14 protein-coding genes are annotated in these 16923 nt (G+C 54.8%); 10 read left to right on the top strand and 4 right to left on the bottom strand.

Translation table 11 applies throughout. From position 1 onward, the window contains the following. Positions 1-8: 8 nt before the first annotated feature. From ACZ2GZ_RS13040 to clpB, 4 genes are all read left to right on the top strand, one after another. Positions 9-1874 (top strand): DUF7507 domain-containing protein, encoded by a 1866-nt coding sequence (locus ACZ2GZ_RS13040; RefSeq protein ID WP_214828217.1) that lies wholly within the window; start codon positions 9-11, stop codon positions 1872-1874. Positions 1875-2015: 141 nt separating this feature from the next. Then, positions 2016-3188, top strand: coding sequence for a CamS family sex pheromone protein (locus ACZ2GZ_RS13035; protein ID WP_029596105.1), 1173 nt, complete (start codon positions 2016-2018; stop codon positions 3186-3188). Between the two features lie 140 nt (positions 3189-3328). Beyond that, entirely contained in the window at positions 3329-4195 is an 867-nt protein-coding gene (locus tag ACZ2GZ_RS13030) for a DnaJ C-terminal domain-containing protein (RefSeq protein ID WP_214719796.1), read from the top strand. A gap of 18 nt (positions 4196-4213) precedes the next feature. Then, positions 4214-6805 (top strand): ATP-dependent chaperone ClpB, encoded by a 2592-nt coding sequence (gene clpB, locus ACZ2GZ_RS13025; protein WP_470295307.1) that lies wholly within the window; start codon positions 4214-4216, stop codon positions 6803-6805. Positions 6806-6843: 38 nt separating this feature from the next. On the opposite strand, the gene ACZ2GZ_RS13020 is transcribed toward clpB, so the two are convergent. Both ACZ2GZ_RS13020 and hemG read right to left on the bottom strand, forming a co-directional pair. Beyond that, positions 6844-7917 carry a TIGR04053 family radical SAM/SPASM domain-containing protein gene (locus ACZ2GZ_RS13020; RefSeq protein WP_214830784.1) on the bottom strand — a complete coding sequence of 358 codons (1074 nt, stop codon included), beginning with the start codon at positions 7915-7917 and terminating at the stop codon, positions 6844-6846. After that, entirely contained in the window at positions 7914-9278 is a 1365-nt protein-coding gene (hemG, locus tag ACZ2GZ_RS13015; RefSeq protein ID WP_470295306.1) for a protoporphyrinogen oxidase, read from the bottom strand. The genes ACZ2GZ_RS13020 and hemG overlap by 4 nt, the downstream gene beginning before the upstream one ends. A gap of 110 nt (positions 9279-9388) precedes the next feature. Between hemG and ACZ2GZ_RS13010 the strand changes: the two genes are divergently transcribed. Together ACZ2GZ_RS13010 and glsA are read left to right on the top strand one after the other, a co-directional pair. Then, positions 9389-9562, top strand: coding sequence for a hypothetical protein (locus ACZ2GZ_RS13010; protein WP_165569465.1), 174 nt, complete (start codon positions 9389-9391; stop codon positions 9560-9562). A 58-nt stretch (positions 9563-9620) separates the two neighbouring features. Further along, complete coding sequence (glsA, locus tag ACZ2GZ_RS13005) at positions 9621-10562, top strand: glutaminase A (protein WP_021065217.1); 942 nt, start codon at positions 9621-9623, stop codon at positions 10560-10562. Here the strand turns inward: glsA and ACZ2GZ_RS13000 are convergent. After that, entirely contained in the window at positions 10559-11332 is a 774-nt protein-coding gene (locus tag ACZ2GZ_RS13000; RefSeq protein WP_214715587.1) for a CHAD domain-containing protein, read from the bottom strand. The genes glsA and ACZ2GZ_RS13000 overlap by 4 nt on opposite strands. Positions 11333-11369: 37 nt before the next feature. Between ACZ2GZ_RS13000 and ACZ2GZ_RS12995 the strand changes: the two genes are divergently transcribed. From ACZ2GZ_RS12995 to ACZ2GZ_RS12980, 4 genes are all read left to right on the top strand, one after another. Next, the gene (locus tag ACZ2GZ_RS12995; protein WP_214715585.1) at positions 11370-12740 is read left to right on the top strand and encodes an MATE family efflux transporter; all 1371 of its coding nucleotides are present in this window, start codon (positions 11370-11372) and stop codon (positions 12738-12740) included. 172 nt (positions 12741-12912) lie between these two features. After that, a complete protein-coding gene (nagA, locus tag ACZ2GZ_RS12990; protein WP_470295305.1) occupies positions 12913-14058 on the top strand; it encodes an N-acetylglucosamine-6-phosphate deacetylase in 1146 nt (381 codons plus the stop codon). Beyond that, on the top strand, positions 14055-14819 hold the full coding sequence (gene nagB, locus ACZ2GZ_RS12985; protein ID WP_021065221.1) for a glucosamine-6-phosphate deaminase: 765 nt from the start codon (positions 14055-14057) through the stop codon (positions 14817-14819). Before nagA ends, nagB begins: the two co-directional genes overlap by 4 nt. Before the next feature lie 151 nt (positions 14820-14970). Beyond that, complete coding sequence (locus ACZ2GZ_RS12980; RefSeq protein ID WP_021065222.1) at positions 14971-16074, top strand: LCP family protein; 1104 nt, start codon at positions 14971-14973, stop codon at positions 16072-16074. Positions 16075-16107: 33 nt separating this feature from the next. On the opposite strand, the gene ACZ2GZ_RS12975 is transcribed toward ACZ2GZ_RS12980, so the two are convergent. Then, positions 16108-16836: a GntR family transcriptional regulator gene (locus ACZ2GZ_RS12975; RefSeq protein ID WP_029596096.1), complete on the bottom strand. Its 729-nt coding sequence runs from the start codon at positions 16834-16836 to the stop codon at positions 16108-16110. Positions 16837-16923 lie beyond the last annotated feature (87 nt).

Below are 16923 nucleotides of genomic sequence, written 5' to 3'. Positions count from 1 at the left end.
GGACCATCATGCAACGCACCAACCGACGTTTCATCGCACTCATTACATTCGTCCTCGTATTGATTGGCATGTGGGCACCGCATGGAAGTTACGCGAACACGACGATGACACCGACACCCATTTATGCACAAATTGAGTTGAGCCCCGAAGAAATCGAAGCATACGATGACGCGAGCCTCATCTACGCGGACGTCACGTATTACGGGGCGCGTGAGACGTCAACGATTTGGCGGTTCATGATTGACGCGACCGAGGTCGACGTGACGACAATCGACCAAATCACCTTGTATGACGGTGCCGGTGTTCCTTATTCATTCCCGAACGCCGTCTATGCGTTCCAGATGGAGGAACTTGTAGGTGAGTCAAGCGAACCGGGTGATGACGGGACGGAGACGGTTCCGGACGTCGATACACCGGGCGAGCCTCCGCTCGTTGAACCGGAGCCATCATTAGAGGAACCTGTCACCGAAGAAGTGGCCGCGCCCTCTGCTAGCCCAGCGGTTGCAATCGATCAATTGGTGCTCGGTGCCGACGGGCCGATCGAGCGTGTGTTAGGCGGGGATTTGGTGACATATCGGCTCGTCATCGATGTGACAGGCGCTCCGATTGAGAACTTGTCTGTGTCCAACACGGTGCCCGAAGCGTTGACCGTCGTCGCGGATTCGGTCGAAGTGCTCGGTCCGGAAGGCTCAGTCGCCCCGACGACCGTGAGCGGACCACCCGCTTTCAATTGGACGTTCCCGACGATACCGGTCGGAACGACGACGATTCAGTTCGACACGTTCGCACCAGACGTGACGAGTGAGACCGTCGTGACGAATACGTTCTGTATCGGTGTTGAAGACGAGACCGTTCCGGCAGCTTGTACGGAGGCGAATGTCACGGTCGTACCGAACGAGACGATTGGCCTTGAGGTCGGGAAAGAGGCAAACATTGATCAAGCCGTTGTCGGTGGGATGATTCCATATACGTTCGTTATCGAGAACACAGGCGAGACGGCGCTCACGATTACATCCATCGAAGATGAGTTTTTTAGCGGCGACATCGACGCCAAGGCGGTCGACACGTTCAATGCAAACGTCCGCGAGCGCTTATTGGCACTCGTCGGCGATGATGGGCTTCTCGCTGGGGAACGAGTCGAGGCGACCGTCAACTTATTGATTCCAACCGATTACGATCGGACGAGCGCTCCTGAAATCGGGAACGTGTTCCGCGTCGCTGCGACCGATGCTTACGGTCGAGTCATCGATGCCGAGAGCCAACAAATCGTCTTATTGAATCAAGCTGACTTCACCGTCACGAAGACGGCGCGTCCCGAAACGGTGCATCCAGGTGAGGCGATTCGCTATACGTATACAATCACGAACACGTCGAACGTCACCTTGTACTTCGTCGACGTCATCGACGAATGGACGAGCGGGGCGTTGACGACCAAAGAACAGCGCGAGACGACCGAGACGCTCCGAGACGGCATGCGTGCTCTGGCCGAAGTCGAGAACGGATTAATCCCCGGCGAAGAGGTCGTACTCGAGATGGAGAAAGTACTCTTGCCATCTTATGATGTGCGGGCCGGCGCAGTGCTCACGAACCGGACGACGTTCACGTTCGAAGTCAATCGTGAGGCGCGCGTGTCGCGGACGGTCGAGGCGACCGTGCACGTGAAGCAAAACCTTCCAAAACCGGGCAACGATAACCGTGATGACCAAGATGAATCGGTTTATGTGCCGGAACCAACGACTCCGGTGACGCCAGACCAAGCGACCCTTCCGATGACCGGCACGACAAAAACGTGGGGAACGGTACTCGGACTCGTCTTGATCGTGCTCGGTCTCTTGTTCTTGACGCATCGACGTCGCCCATCTCCGAAAGCATGACGTGGACACCCTTCAACTCGAGTTGAAGGGTGTTTTGCTGTGAATTGGCACTGATTCCGCTTCGACACTTTTTTCAACGGATGATTTTGTTATAATGGACGAAGTGTAACGAAACGAATCATTAAAGGAGTTCAGACATAGATGAAATGGAAACAGATGCTCATCCCAGCTCTCGCCGCGACGGTTTTTCTCGGCGGATGCTCTATGAAAATCCCGATGGGGGAAGAAGAAGTCACACCGACAGGCGAAGAGACGGCAGCCGAAGGGGTCACTCAAGCGATTCAAGCGCGTGATTCATATTACCAGATGGTCATTCCGTTTAAACCAGCTGCGGCCCGAGGACTGGCGCAACGTCAAGTCAGCTCATCGCTCGAGCTCGAAGAAGTGGAGCTCGGCCTCATGCGCCATTCGACCGGCGCGTTCGATCCGGAGAAGTACGCCTATCAAGAAGGACAGCTATTGACGAGTGAAGATGTATCGCGTCTGCTTGGCCGTAAAGACAAAACGTCAGAAGGTCTCGTTCCGCTCAACCCGGCGTATGCGAACGGCACGGCCGAAGTGGCCGAGGAGCAGTTCGTCGAAGAGAACAAAAAGTCGCCACTCTATTTGGCGTCGCTCGTCGAACAAAACTATATGACGAAAACGGATAGTGGGTATCAACTCGGCGGTGTGTCGTTCGCCTTGATTTTGAATCAAGAGTACGTGTTCCAAGCGCCGAACTTCGGTCCGACCTATACGGAAAAGTTGGACGAGAAGAAAGTCATCGCTGAAGGAGAACGCATGGCGAATGAACTCGTCGCCCAGTTGCGGAAACGTGAGGACTTTAAAGACCTCGATATTAACGTCGCGTTGTATATGAAAGCGCCGCAAGGTTCACCGACACCAGGGAACTATATCAAATCGGCATTCGTCGGCTCAGCCAATGAAGTGGCGGCGAACGACTGGACCGCCATCGATGAGACCTATTATTACTTCCCGTCCGCCACGGCGACGACCGAAGTGCGCGACGATGCCCAAAAGTTCTCCCTCTTCAGTGACCGGATTGCCGATGTGTTCCCGGATTTCAGCGGAATGATTGGAAAAGGCTTCTATCAAAACGGCGAGTTGTCACGAATCGAAATCGACATCCCCATCCAGTTTTATAGCCGGGCCGAGCTCGTCGGGTTCACCCAGCACGTCGTCGGTCTGCTCGAGAACCGGTGGGAGTACAACCGGAACGTACCGGTCCGCATCAACGTCACCTCACTCGGTGGCCAACAAGAAGTGACCATCGTGTTCGAAGAAGGCATGGACAGTCCGAGAGTATATTTCTAATCGTAAGAAGGCATCGTGATGAAACGAATGCCTTCTTTTTTTCGTATGCTAAGTAACGAGGAAATTCTTTGACCTTCTTTGACCAAATCGGTAGAATAGACTTAACAGAATCGGGAAAGAAATAGGTGAGGTGAAACGAGATGGCAAAAAACTATTATGACGTCCTTGGCGTGCCGAAAGAGGCGTCCGACCAAGACATTAAGCGAGCGTATCGAAAACTGGCAAAACAATACCATCCGGATGTGAACAAAGACTCGGACGCGCAGGATAAGTTCAAAGCAATCCAAGAAGCGTTCGATGTGCTGAGTGATCCTGATAAGAAAGCGAACTATGACCGCTATGGCAGTCCAGAAGGACCGACGTTCGGCGGAGGGACTTACAGCGGCGACGGATATGGGGAAGGGTCGGCCCAGTTCGAAGACTTGTTCCGTCAGTTTGGCGGCGGGTCACGGACGACGTCGCGGACGTTCGGGTTCGAGGACATGTTTGGTAGCTTCTTTAATCAAGCGGTCGAAGAAGACCTCGATGAGACGGTCCGTGTCAACGTCCCACTCAGTCAATTGACGTCTGATTCCAAAGTGAGTCTGCGTCTCCAGACGGGAACGGTCAACGTGAAAATCCCGCAAGGCGCCCACGAAGGGCAGAAGTTACGGCTCAAAGGTAAGAGCAGCAAGGTCGGACAAGCGGGTGACCGCGGCGACGTGTACGTCGAGCTGCATTTCACGGATGATGATACGTACCGTCGAGAAGGAGCGAACGTCATTACCGTCAAACGGTTGCGCCCGCTCGCTTTCCTCGACGGCACAGAAGTCGTCGTGGCGACATTAGATGGTGGCCGGGTCAAACTGAAAGTGAAACCGGGGTCACGCCCGGGTCAACGGATGCGCATCCCAGGGCGCGGGTTCATGACCGCCTCGAAAGTCCGGTCGGATCTCTTCGTCCAACTCGAAGTCGACTTGCCGCTAGACGCCGGCCACCGATCTGTTTACGAACAACTCGAACGTTGAGCCTAAGGAGGAAGCAGAATGGATTTCAATCGATTTACCGATAAAGCACATGAAGGCATCGTCAGTTCGCAGGCACTTGCGAAACAGTACCACCATAGCGAGATGAACGAATGGCACGTCTTGGCATCGATGATTTCACAAACGGACGGCATCGCGCCGCTCCTACTGCAAAAAATGGAGCTGAGCGTCGCCGAGATTGAGGCCGAGGTCGCGATGGCACTCAAGAACGCACCGAAGCTTCAAACGCCGACGACACCGATGATTTCGGCCTCGCTGTTGAACGTGTTGACGACGGCGGAGCGGGAAGCAACCGGTATGAGTGACGAGTATGTCTCGGTCGAGCACGTCCTGCTCGGCATCATTATGAATAAGAGCCAAGCGCAAAGCATGCTCGAGCGCAAAGGTGTGACCGAAGAGAAACTACGCGAGGCGCTCATCGCCGTCCGCGGAAATCGGCGCATCACGTCGAAGTCGCCGGAAGCGACGTATGACGTCTTGACGAAGTATGGCCGCGACTTGATTCAAGAAGTAAAGACCGGAAAAATCGATCCCGTCATCGGGCGTGATAGCGAGATTCGGCGCGTCATCCGCATCTTGAGTCGGAAGACGAAAAACAATCCGGTCTTAATCGGAGAACCGGGTGTCGGGAAGACGGCGATCGTCGAAGGGCTCGCCCAACGCATCGTTCGCGGTGACGTTCCGGAAAGCTTGAAAGATAAGACAATTTTCAGCCTCGATATGAGTTCGCTCGTCGCCGGGGCCAAATATCGCGGTGAGTTCGAAGAGCGGCTCCAAGCTGTCTTGAACGAAGTGAAAGAAGCGGAAGGGAAAATCATCCTCTTCATTGACGAACTGCATACGATTGTCGGGGCCGGCAAGTCCGAAGGGGCGATGGATGCCGGGAACATGCTCAAACCGATGCTCGCCCGCGGCGAACTCCACTGCATCGGCGCGACGACACTCGATGAGTATCGCCAATATATCGAGAAGGACCCGGCACTTGAGCGCCGTTTCCAACAAGTGCTCGTCGACGAACCGGACGTCGAAGACACGGTGTCGATTTTGCGCGGTTTGAAAGAACGCTTCGAGATTCACCACGGTGTCCGCATTCATGACAACGCGCTCGTCGCAGCGGCCGTCTTATCGAACCGCTACATCACCGACCGGTTCATGCCGGACAAGGCGATTGATCTCGTCGATGAGTCGTGTGCGATGATTCGGACGGAGATGGAATCGATGCCGGCCGAACTCGATGAACTCGTACGCCGCGTCATGCAACTCGAGATTGAGGAGGCGGCCTTGAAGAAAGAAAGTGATGACGCCTCGAAGAAACGACTCGATGCGCTGCAACAAGAACTCGCCTCGATTCGCGAACAGTCGGACGCGCTCCGACTCCGTTGGGAGAACGAGAAAGAGTCGACGCATCGCGTGCAACACATCCGTGGCGACTTGGAGAAAGTGAAGCTCGAACTGCAAGAAGCTGAGAGCCGCTACGATTTGAATCGGGCCTCCGAGCTCAAATATGGCCGTATCCCGGAACTCGAGCGTGAACTCGCGGAAGCGGAACGGCTCGCCGGTTCGGTGACACGTGAACTCGTCCGCGAAGAAGTGACCGAGGAAGAGATCGCCGAGGTCGTCTCGAAATGGACGGGGATCCCCGTGACGAAATTGACCGAAGGAGAGCGAGACAAGTTGCTCAACCTCGAGACGGTGCTCCATCAACGTGTCTTCGGACAAGACGATGCGATTCGCCTCGTCAGTGATGCCGTCATTCGGGCTCGAGCCGGCATTAAAGATCCGAACCGTCCGATCGGCTCGTTTTTGTTCCTCGGACCGACGGGTGTCGGGAAGACCGAACTCGGCAAAGCGCTCGCCGAGGCGATGTTCGACTCGGAAGACCATATCGTACGTCTCGACATGAGCGAGTATATGGAGAAACACGCCGTGTCGCGTCTCGTCGGGGCGCCTCCAGGTTATATCGGCTATGAAGAGGGCGGCCAGTTGACGGAAGCAGTCCGCCGCAACCCGTACTCGGTGCTCCTGCTCGATGAGGTCGAGAAAGCGCACGCCGATGTGTTCAACATCTTGCTGCAACTGCTCGATGATGGTCGCTTGACCGATTCGCACGGACGTGTCGTCGACTTCAAAAACACAATCGTCATCATGACATCGAACATCGGGGCCGACATCTTGCTCGAAGCGGCGAAAGATGGTGTCATCGATGAGGCGGAAGAACGCCAAGTCATCGAGCGGCTCCGCCGCCACTTCCGTCCCGAGTTTTTGAACCGGGTCGATGAGACGATTTTGTTCCATCCGCTCACGCGGGCTCAAATCGGCCAAATCGTCGAGAAAGCGGTCGCGCGCATGGGTAGTCGCTTGACGGCGCGCTCGATTCAAATCGAGATCACGGATGCAGCAAAAGTGTTCATCGCCGACGAGGCGTATGAGCCACAGTTCGGGGCCCGTCCGATCAACCGGTACGTACAACGGACGATTGAGACGAAACTTGCCCGTAGTATTCTCGCCGGAGATATCGAGGACGGCCAGACGGTCGTCATCGATGTCGAGAACGACGAGTTGACGCTTCGTCCCGCGACGGTGACGCATTAAACATTGAAAGAGCGCTGGCTGATGCCGGCGCTCTTTGTTTATGAGATAGGTGTAGGTTGATAGATGCAGTACGGTTCTTCGGCCTTATAGTCGCCGGTGACGGCATAAGCGCGAGCCCGCGAGCCGCCGCATACGTAACGATACTCGCAGTAGCCGCATTTTCCGTGGTGGGTATCGGGATCGCGTAGTGATTTAAAAACCGGGTGGTGCCGGTAAATCTCGGCGAGCGGTGTTTGTTTCACGTTGCCGCACGTAATCGGTAAGAAACCGGACGGCTGGACGTCGCCCGTATGCGAGATGAACACGAAACCGTTCCCGTCATTCGTGCCGCGGGGTGCCTTGGCGAGATCGTCATGCGGATGGCCGATGGGCGACAATCCAACTTGTTTTCGTTTCAAGTTCTCTTGCCGGGCGATACGCCGATAAAACTGGGCTTCGGTCGTCGAGATGATGAATGGGACGTGTTCTTGCAAAGCGAACGCCCAGCGGAGGACTTCTTCATGCCGTTCTGGGGAGACGGGCTGCAGGAGCGACCCGCGGCCGGTCGGCACGAGGAAGAACAGCGTCCACACCGACACACCGAGCTCACCGACGAGTTTGGCGATGTCCGGGAGTTGATCGACGTTATATTCCGTGACCGTCGTATTGATTTGGAATGACATGCCTTCTTCCCGAAAGTAAGAGATACCGCGCAACGTCCGTTCGAAACTGCCGCGGGTACCCCGGAAATAGTCGTGTGACTTGGCGTCCGGACCGTCGAGCGAGAACGCCCAACGCGTCAATCCTGCATCTTTCGCCCGTTTGACGGCGTCATGGGTCACGCGTGGCGTTGCCGATGGGGTCATCGATACGCGCATTCCGAGCGAGGCGGCGTATTCCGTCAACTCGAACAAGTCTTCGCGCATGAGCGGGTCGCCACCTGTGAAGACAAGAATCGGGTTGTCCATCGCATGAATGTCGCGGATGAGCGCCTTACCTTGGGCGGTGTCGAGTTCACCCGGATAACGATGGAACTGAGCCTCGGCCCGGCAATGGACGCATGACAGTGCACAGGCGCGTGTCACTTCCCAAATGACGATGAACGGATTCTCGTTGTAGTCGATTCGTTTCATACGGACACCACCTGTCTTGCCATGATGCGGGTGACGGCTTGTTTGGCCGAGTCGACGCAGTCGGGGAGACCGACGCCGTGCAAAATCGCCCCACAAGCTTCGACGCCGTCGAGGGAGGACAATGTTTCCTCGAACGCGCGCACGTATTGTTTATGGCCGACCTCATACTGCGGCATCGTGTCGACGTGACGCTCGACTCTCGTGAAGATCGGGTTACCGACGTGTTGAATTTTTCGAAGCTCACGGAGCGCGAAATCGGCAATCGTCTCGTCGGATTCCGTCAACAGGTCGGGAACGAACGCGGAGCCGATGTAGACGCGTAACAGCGCCTTGTTTTCGGGTGCCATATGCGGCCATTTCTTATGCATCCAGCTACAAGCGGTCAAGGCATTGCCTTCGCCCTTGGCGATGACGTAACCCGTCCCGTCGAGTGCCTCGACGTCTGCTTTCTCGAACGCCACGAGCACGGTGATGGAAGACGTGCGTTTCAATGACGACAACCGTTCCGCTTCTGGGAGACCGAGGAGCGGGCCGAGCGCGTTCGGCGAGGTGGCTAACACGATGCCGTCAAACGACTCGACCGTTCCGTCCTCGAGCACCACTTCATGGGGCCGGACTGCCGCGACCCGTGTCCCGAGACAGAGGCGATCAATCGATGGACGGAGCGCCTCGATCAAGACACCAAGCCCTTGGCCGAGCGATAAAAATTTACCGGCCTCGCGCGGTTTGACACCGGCTTGGACAGGAGGTGTCAATGCTTTCATACCGAGAATCAGGCTGCGTGTTTTTTGTTCAATCGTGATAAACTGAGGGAAAGTAGACTCGATGCTCATATCGTCGAGCGTACCATTGTAAATCCCAGACAGGAGCGGTTCGATCATCGCCTCGACGACTTCCGACCCGAGCCGGGCCCGAAAGAACGTATCGAGCGAGATATCTGATCCCGCATAGACGCGGGGCAACACGAGGTCCATACCGGCCCGAAACTTGCCGCGCCACGTGAACAGATCCGTCTTGACCATCGGCCAGAACTTGGTCGGGATGCCCATAACCGAACCGGCGGGCATCTGTCGCAGTCGGTTCCGGACGTAAATGTACGAGGTCCCGGTCATCGACCGGACGAGATCGTCGTCAAGCCCAAGTTCGGTGATCAGCTCGGTCAATGTCGGCTTACGGGCCATATATCCGTCCGGCCCACATTCTAAGACGAAGCCGTCTCGATAAACGGTCTTGATTTTTCCGCCAATCCGGTCACTTGCTTCATACAATGTGACATGCGCTCCCGCCTGTTTTGCATAATACGCGGCGGCCATGCCGGTAATCCCTCCACCGATGATTGCAATCTTGTTCAATCCATTCACCCATTTCTATGTAGTATTCCTACTAACGGTACCGAGAATGTTGACGTAGACATAGGATAAGTCTCACACGGTTCTAGACAAATTCGTCACGATTGGAAGGAGGACCACCTATGATTTGGTTCGGGATAACGGCGGCGGTCGTCGTGGTCGGTATTATCGCGTTCATCGTCTCGATGAATCGGCATGGTGAGAAGCTCGAAGGTGACGAGGACAGCCCATCGGTCATATGGGCCGACGAGGAATGGTATAAGCCGGATAAGGAAGACGGTCCACTTGATGGTTAACCGTCTTCAAATATGTTAAGATGACCCGGGTAAAAACTATCGGACATGGGGTGATTGGATGAACGTATTGGAACAGCAGTTGGCGCATTTGGTCGACGAGTGTCGTCCGTACACAGCACAAGGAAAAGTCGCCGACTATATTCCGGAGCTCGCGCATGTACAAGATGATTTGCTCGGCGTGGCAATTTGCCTACCTGATGGTTCTTATATTCATGCGGGGGACGTCCATCATAAGTTCACGATTCAAAGCGTCTCGAAGGCGTTGACGCTCTGTTACGTCTTGATGGAGTTCGGAGAAGATTACGTGTTCTCGAAAGTCGGTATGGAACCGACGGGGGATGCGTTCAATTCGATTGCCAAACTCGAAGAGACGGTGCCATCGAAACCGCTCAATCCGATGATTAACGCTGGGGCGCTCGCGGTCACGAGCATGATTTTAGGGGACACGGCGGAGCTGAAAATCTATCAGTTCCGTCAATTTTTGGCGACGTTGCTCGATGTCCCGGTCGAGGAAGTCACGTATAACGAAAAAGTCGCTCGCTCGGAATACGAGACGACCGACTTGAACCGGGCCTTGCTCTATTTCATGCGCCATCACGGAATCGTCGAGGGCGATGTCGATGAGATTATCGATGTGTATACGAAACAGTGTGCCATCGAAATCGATTGTTTTGACTTGGCTCGCATCGGCCGGATTCTATCCGGTAACGGCGAAGACCCGGTCACAGGCGAGGAATTGATTCCGCGTCGCGTCGTCCGTATCGTCAAAGCCATCATGACGACGTGCGGCATGTACGACGCATCGGGTGAATTTGCCGTCCGTGTCGGCCTGCCTGGAAAGAGCGGGGTGTCGGGTGCGATTCTCGCGACCGGCAAACACGAGCTCGGATTGAGTGATGTCGGCTTTGGTATTTTTGGGCCTGCCCTTGATTCAAAAGGGAACTCGATTGCCGGGATGAAGTTGCTTGAACTGCTCGTCGAACGCTACACGTCGCGCTAAAGCTTGATGGCGTCGACCGATTCGTCGAGTCGGGTGTGCAGCTTCTGGACGACTTCTTTATAGTCGTCGGTCAAGGCGGCGGGCGGCGTGAAATCGGTCCAGCGCAACAACAGCTGATGCCGGTCATTCATATCACCAAGTTCGGTCTGGAGCCGCTTCAGTTTTTGAACTTGGTCTTTTGAGGCGCTCGGCTCATAGTTCAATAAGTACTCATTCAAATAGCGCTCCCGCTTCACGGCGAGCCGGACTTTGTGGAGGGTATCGAGCCGGTCGTTCCGTTTCGTCGCTGCGTGATGGGTCGCGATGCGCCGCTTGCGGTCGGCTTTGGCTTTATCGAGAAACACCGCCGCGTCTTGTTTGCGAAAGGCGCGGAACAGCTGCCCGCCAATGAAGCGACGGACTTGCTGGTCAAGCGAAGGCGTCATTTTTTCGGTCACACGCGCTTTCAACAGCGTGCGGTCCTTGGCCCGTTGTGTTTCGACATGCTCAACAAAAGCTTGATCGAGCTCGGTCTCGACGGCGAGCCCTTCAAGCAGGACGTCTCCGTCACGCACCGCACCGAGCACCTCCATCAACTGTTTCAATTGACGATACGTCGAAGGCTTCGTGTCGTACAGTTGCATGAACGTCAATAGCTTGCGTAGATGGACCCGGGCTTGGTGGATATCTTCACTGTTTTGAAACGTGAGCGCCTCGGTCATATAATGATTGAACGTGTTCCACGTCTCTAACAGCTCATATTTTAATTTTTCCGCATTCCGTTGATTCATTCTAATTTTTCCTTTCTGAAATGAGATGAGGTTGCCCATGTATCAAACACATTCACTAAATGAAAAAATCAAACTGTTCTTCACCATCTTCTTCCCGATTTTGGTGACACAAGTGTCCTTTTACTTAATCAGCTTTTTTGACACAGTCATGTCGGGCCGAGCCGGCGCCGTCGATTTGGCGGGTGTCGGTGTCGGGTCGAGTTTATGGATGCCGGTGTATACGGGGTTGAGCGGGATTCTGCTCGCTGTCGCCCCAATCGTCGCCCAGGCGCTCGGGGCCCGCAATATCCAGCAGATTCAACGGACGCTGTACCAAGGCGTATACTTAGCGATCGGTCTGAGCATCGCGACGCTCGTGCTCGGCTTTTGGCTCGTCCCGACGGCTGTCGACGGCATGGGACTGAGTGAGGAAGGGAAACGGATTGCCAAAGGGTATTTGCTCGCACTCGGATTCGGGGTGTTGCCGATGTTCTTGTTCAACGTGCTACGCACGCTCATGGACTCGCTCGGCAAAACGCGAATCTCGATGCTACTTATACTATTAGGGTTACCCATTAACGTCGGATTAAATTACATCTTCATCTTTGGAAAACTCGGCGTCCCGGCCTATGGCGGTGTCGGGGCGGGAATCGCCTCGGCCATCACATATTGGTTGCTCTTCTTTATGGCGTTCGCGTTTGTCCGGAACGGCAAGCCTTTCCTTGAATATCGTTTCTTGCGCTCAGTGGAGCGTATCTTCTGGCCGAGCCAGAAAGAACTGCTCAAGCTCGGGACACCGATCGGTCTCGCCATTTTTGCGGAAGTGAGCATCTTTGCGGCGGTGACGTTGCTCTTGAGTGAATATGGAGACAATATCGTCGCGGCCCACCAAGCGGCCATCAACTTCGCTTCATTTGTCTATATGTTGCCGTTGTCCGCGTCGAGCGCGCTGACGATTGTCGTCGGCTATGAGCTCGGGGCCCGGAGGCTGAAGGATGCCGTACGCTATGCCAAAATCGGTATCGTCCTTTGTCTCGGTGTGTCATCATTCTCGGGAGCGCTTCTGTTTTGGCAAAATGAACGGGTTGCGGCCATCTATACGAACGATGCGGCCGTCGTGGAACTCGCGGCCCACTTCATGATTTTTGCGGTCTTCTTCCAATTATCGGATGCGGTCGCCGCCCCGATTCAAGGGATTTTACGCGGGTTCAAGGACGTCAACGTGACGCTCATCTTGTCGCTCATCGCCTATTGGGTCATCGGCCTCCCGCTCGGCTATGCGCTTGCCGAACAGTTCGGTTTCGGACCGGACGGCTATTGGATTGGTTTGATTGCGGGTCTAGCGGCCGGAGCCGTGTTGCTGGTCATGCGTCTCATTCATATCGTCAAACGGTATGAGGCCCAACCGATTACGAACGAAACATCCTAACCGAGACAGGTTGACGCTACGGCGTCAGCCTGTTTGTTGTTTGAGGGGGAAACAGGATGGGCAAAGAACTGGGGAAATCGAGTTTGTCAGTTAGTAATATTGGTCTATACAACTATACTGGTTTTTGATATGATAACGATGAAGCTACTTGAAGAAAGGTGGATGACCGATTATGGTGATCATCAATGCACACATCGTTTCGGGGGACGAAACGTGGGAACGAGGCTATATCCAATTCGAGGGTACGACGATTGTGAGCGTCGGTGCGATGGAGGACTATCAGGCAGGAACAGATAAAGAGATTGACGTTCGTGGGGCACTCGTGACGCCAGGCATGATTGACGTCCACATCCACGGCGGTTACGACGTCGATACGATGGATGCGGACGTGGATCGACTACGTCATCTCAGCCGTTCGATGCTCGCTGAAGGTGTGACGTCTTATTTTGCGACGACGATTACACAGTCACCGACTGCCATTACGAAGGCGTTGCAAGCAGCCCGGACTGTCATCGAGGCGGGAGACACGTCACTCGTCGGCATCCATCTAGAGGGACCGTTCGTCAACGTCGACAATGCGGGGGCACAGCCGGCCGAATATATTATCGATCCCGATGCAAATCAATTCCGCACATGGCAACAGGAGGCGGGCGGTCACATTCGCCTCGTCACGTATGCGCCGGAACGTCCGGGAGCACGTGAGCTTGAACAGGTGATGGGTGAAACCGGTGCAATCGGATCGACCGGACACACGAACGCCACGTTTGCCGAGAACAAGGAAGCGAACGTCAAGCATGGCACGCACTTATACAATCAGATGCGAGGGATTCATCATCGGGAGCCGGGAACGGTCGGCTATTGTCTGTTGGAGCGGGACGTCATGGTTGAAATCATTCCAGACGGGATTCACAGCCGTCACGAGATGGTCGACTTCGCCTATCGCATGAAAGGGGCAGACGGTCTCGTCGTCATTACGGATGCGATGCGCGCCAAAGGTCTTCCGGACGGCCGTTATGAACTCGGGGGTCAACCGGTCATCGTCGAAGGCGGGGCGGCTCGACTCGAAGCCGGGAACTTGGCCGGCAGCGTCTTGACGATGGACGCGGCGTTCCGCAACATGCTGTTATACACGGGATGCACGGTGCAAGAAGCGGTGAAGATGACGTCAGCGAACCAAGCGCGTGAGTTCGGCTTGACGAACAAAGGGGCCATCGCGCCTGGCTTCGACGCGGATCTCGTCATTTGGGATGACGCAATGACGGTTATAACGACGATTCATCAAGGACAGGTCAGTTATTCGAAGGAGGACATGCAATGAACATATTAGTGGCGAACACACCGACGGACGCAGAAGAAATCGCATATACACTCATCAAGGAGCGGGTCGCCGGGAAGCGCGATTTCGTGCTCGGACTCGCGACAGGCAGTACACCGGTCGGGATGTATCAGATGTTCAAACGAGATCGGCTCGACTGCAGTCATGTGACGAGCGTTAATCTTGATGAGTATATCGGGCTCGCGCCGAGTCATCCGCAAAGCTATCATCACTTCATGGAAGAGAAGCTGTTCAATGACATCCCATTCAAACAGAGCCATCTGCCTCATGGTGACGCGGCCGACCCGGAAGCGGAAGCGGCTCGCTATGAACAGCTCGTCCGCTCGATTGGTGTCGACCTGCAATTGCTAGGCATCGGAGAGAACGGACATATCGCCTTCAATGAGCCGGGTACCGCGCTCGATGCGAAGACGCATGTGACCGAACTGACCGAGTCGACGCGTGAAGCGAACCGCCGTTTCTTCGATTCAATCGAAGACGTGCCGACGCAGGCCATCACGATGGGACTCGATACGATTATGAACGCACGCGAGATCGTCCTCGTCGCGACCGGTACCCGTAAAGCCGAAGCCGTGCATCACATGATTGAGAGCGTGCCGACGATTGACTGGCCGGCTTCCATCTTACAGGCGCATCCAAGTGTGACCATCGTGCTCGATGCCGAAGCGGCCTCGGCTTGTAGCAATGTGTTACAGGCGCGTGGCAGTGAAGCGGCCGACCGATTCTTTTCGATTCGAGCTTGATGACCTGGAGACAAGTGTCTCCAGGTTTTTTTCTCGCTAACTGTGGGAAATTGTATGGAAATGGATTTGTAATCAAAACGTTTTCGACAAAAGTCGAGGTTTCCTCTATAATAGGTGAAGCTCATATCATTCGATCGCGAAGGAGAAACTCATGAATTCAAGAACCCAAGCTCGTAGACGGCGCAAAGGCCCGTCTGCGTTTTATAAGCTGTTCAGCGCCCTTGTATTGATTGCCGTCATCGTTGGCTCAAGCATGTATGGAACGGCTTTTTATAAAGCGCATAACATGCTGTCAGGTACTCAAGTGACGCTTGAGGATGATCCGACTATCGAACCGACTCGATTTGATAAAGAGGATACCGAGAGCTTCCTCGTGCTCGGGACGGACTTGTCCCCGCAGAAGAAAGCGCGCGGCGAGTATGGTCGGTCTGACGTCATGATTGTCGTCATTCTGAACAAGAAAAACAAACAGACGACGATGCTCAGCATCCCGCGTGACTCGTACGTCAACATCGACTATACGGGCTTCAATATCCCGTACGGTAAGACGGGTCTCGATCAAGACAAAATCACGCACGCCTATTACTTCGGGTCGATGGATGAATCGAACCCGAACAACGGTATGCGGATGGCGACGAACACGATTGAAGACTTGGTCGGCATCGACATCGACCACGTCGTCTCCCTCAACTTCCAAGGGTTCGTCGACTTCATCGATGCCGTCGGCGGGGTCGAAATCGACGTCCCGTTCTCGTCTGAACAGAAGAGTTACGACGCCTCACGAGAAGTCGTCCAAGTCGAAGCAGGGCTTCAGCAGTTATCGGGCGAAGAGGCACTCGCTTACGTCCGTAACCGCTATGACGACCCACGCGGAGACATCGGTCGCGGACAGCGTCAGATGGAAGTCATCAATGCCGTCCTTGACCAAGCGCTCGGCACGTCGCTCATCAACAACTACGACAAAGTGTTGAAAGCAGTCGGGGACAACATGCAGACGACGCTCGGTCCGAACGATTATATGCGTTTAATCGAGGACGTCGGCGCCCTCAACAACACGGTTCAATATCAGTTGACCGGTGAAGGGGCCCGCGGTGTCGACGGTCATTTCTATTACTTCTTGAACGAGCCGTTGCTCGAAGAAGTTCGTTACCGCGTCCAACAGGCCGATGCCGGGAATGAAGTCGAGCCGATGACCGATACCGAGCTTGAGACGTATATGTACGACCCAGCCGGAATCACGTATGAAGCACAATAAAAAAATGGTTTGCCGTCCGCGGCAAACCATTTTTTATGTGCGTTCCATCGCAACGGTGAACGAGTAGGCGTCGCCGCGGAACAAGGAACGGCTATATTCGAACATGTCCCCGTTCTCGAGATACGTCCGTTGGTCGATTAAGAGCACAGGGGCGTTCGGAGAAATCGTCAACAGCTTTGCTTCCTCCGGTCCCGCGCTCCTCGCCTCGAGGGTTTGGGTCGCATTCTTCAACCGGAGCCCTGACTGCTCGGCGAACTCGTAAATCGAACCGACGGCATCTGTCTCGGTCAAGTTCGGTAGTAAGGCGACCGGGATGTATGCCGTCTCGAGGGCGAGCACGTTCTCATCGGCGAGACGGAGACGTCGCATCTCATAGACGGGCGTGTCGAGCGCGACGCTCAATTTTTGGGCGATTTTGGCCGGGGCTGAAATCGTCTGGAACGACAACAGGCGGCTAAACGGACGCATGCCCCGATGTTTGATTTCTTCCGAGAAACTTGTCAATCCGGACAAGGCCATCGTGATTTTCTTGTTGGCAACGAACGTGCCTCGGCCTTTTTGACGGCTCAAATAACCGGCGTTGACCAAGTTTGTGATCGCTTGGCGGACCGTCATCCGGCTCACGTTATAGCGCTCGGAAAACTCCCGTTCGGATGGGATGGATTCCCCGGGTTGGAGCTCGCCGGCATCTATTTGTTGCTTTAAATAGGCTTCGATTTGATAATAAATAGGTAGCGGTGATTGTTTATCAATCTGTAACATGCATATCGCTCCTGACTGCTAAAGTAAGTGTTTCTTATTATAGACCAAATTAGACTAGTTGTCTGAACATACCCTACAGAAAAGGCG

It is taken from the genome of Exiguobacterium sp. KKT215 (genome assembly GCF_055635335.1).
Note: the sequence above shows the minus strand (reverse complement) of the source record. Positions and strands in the feature narration are given on the sequence as shown.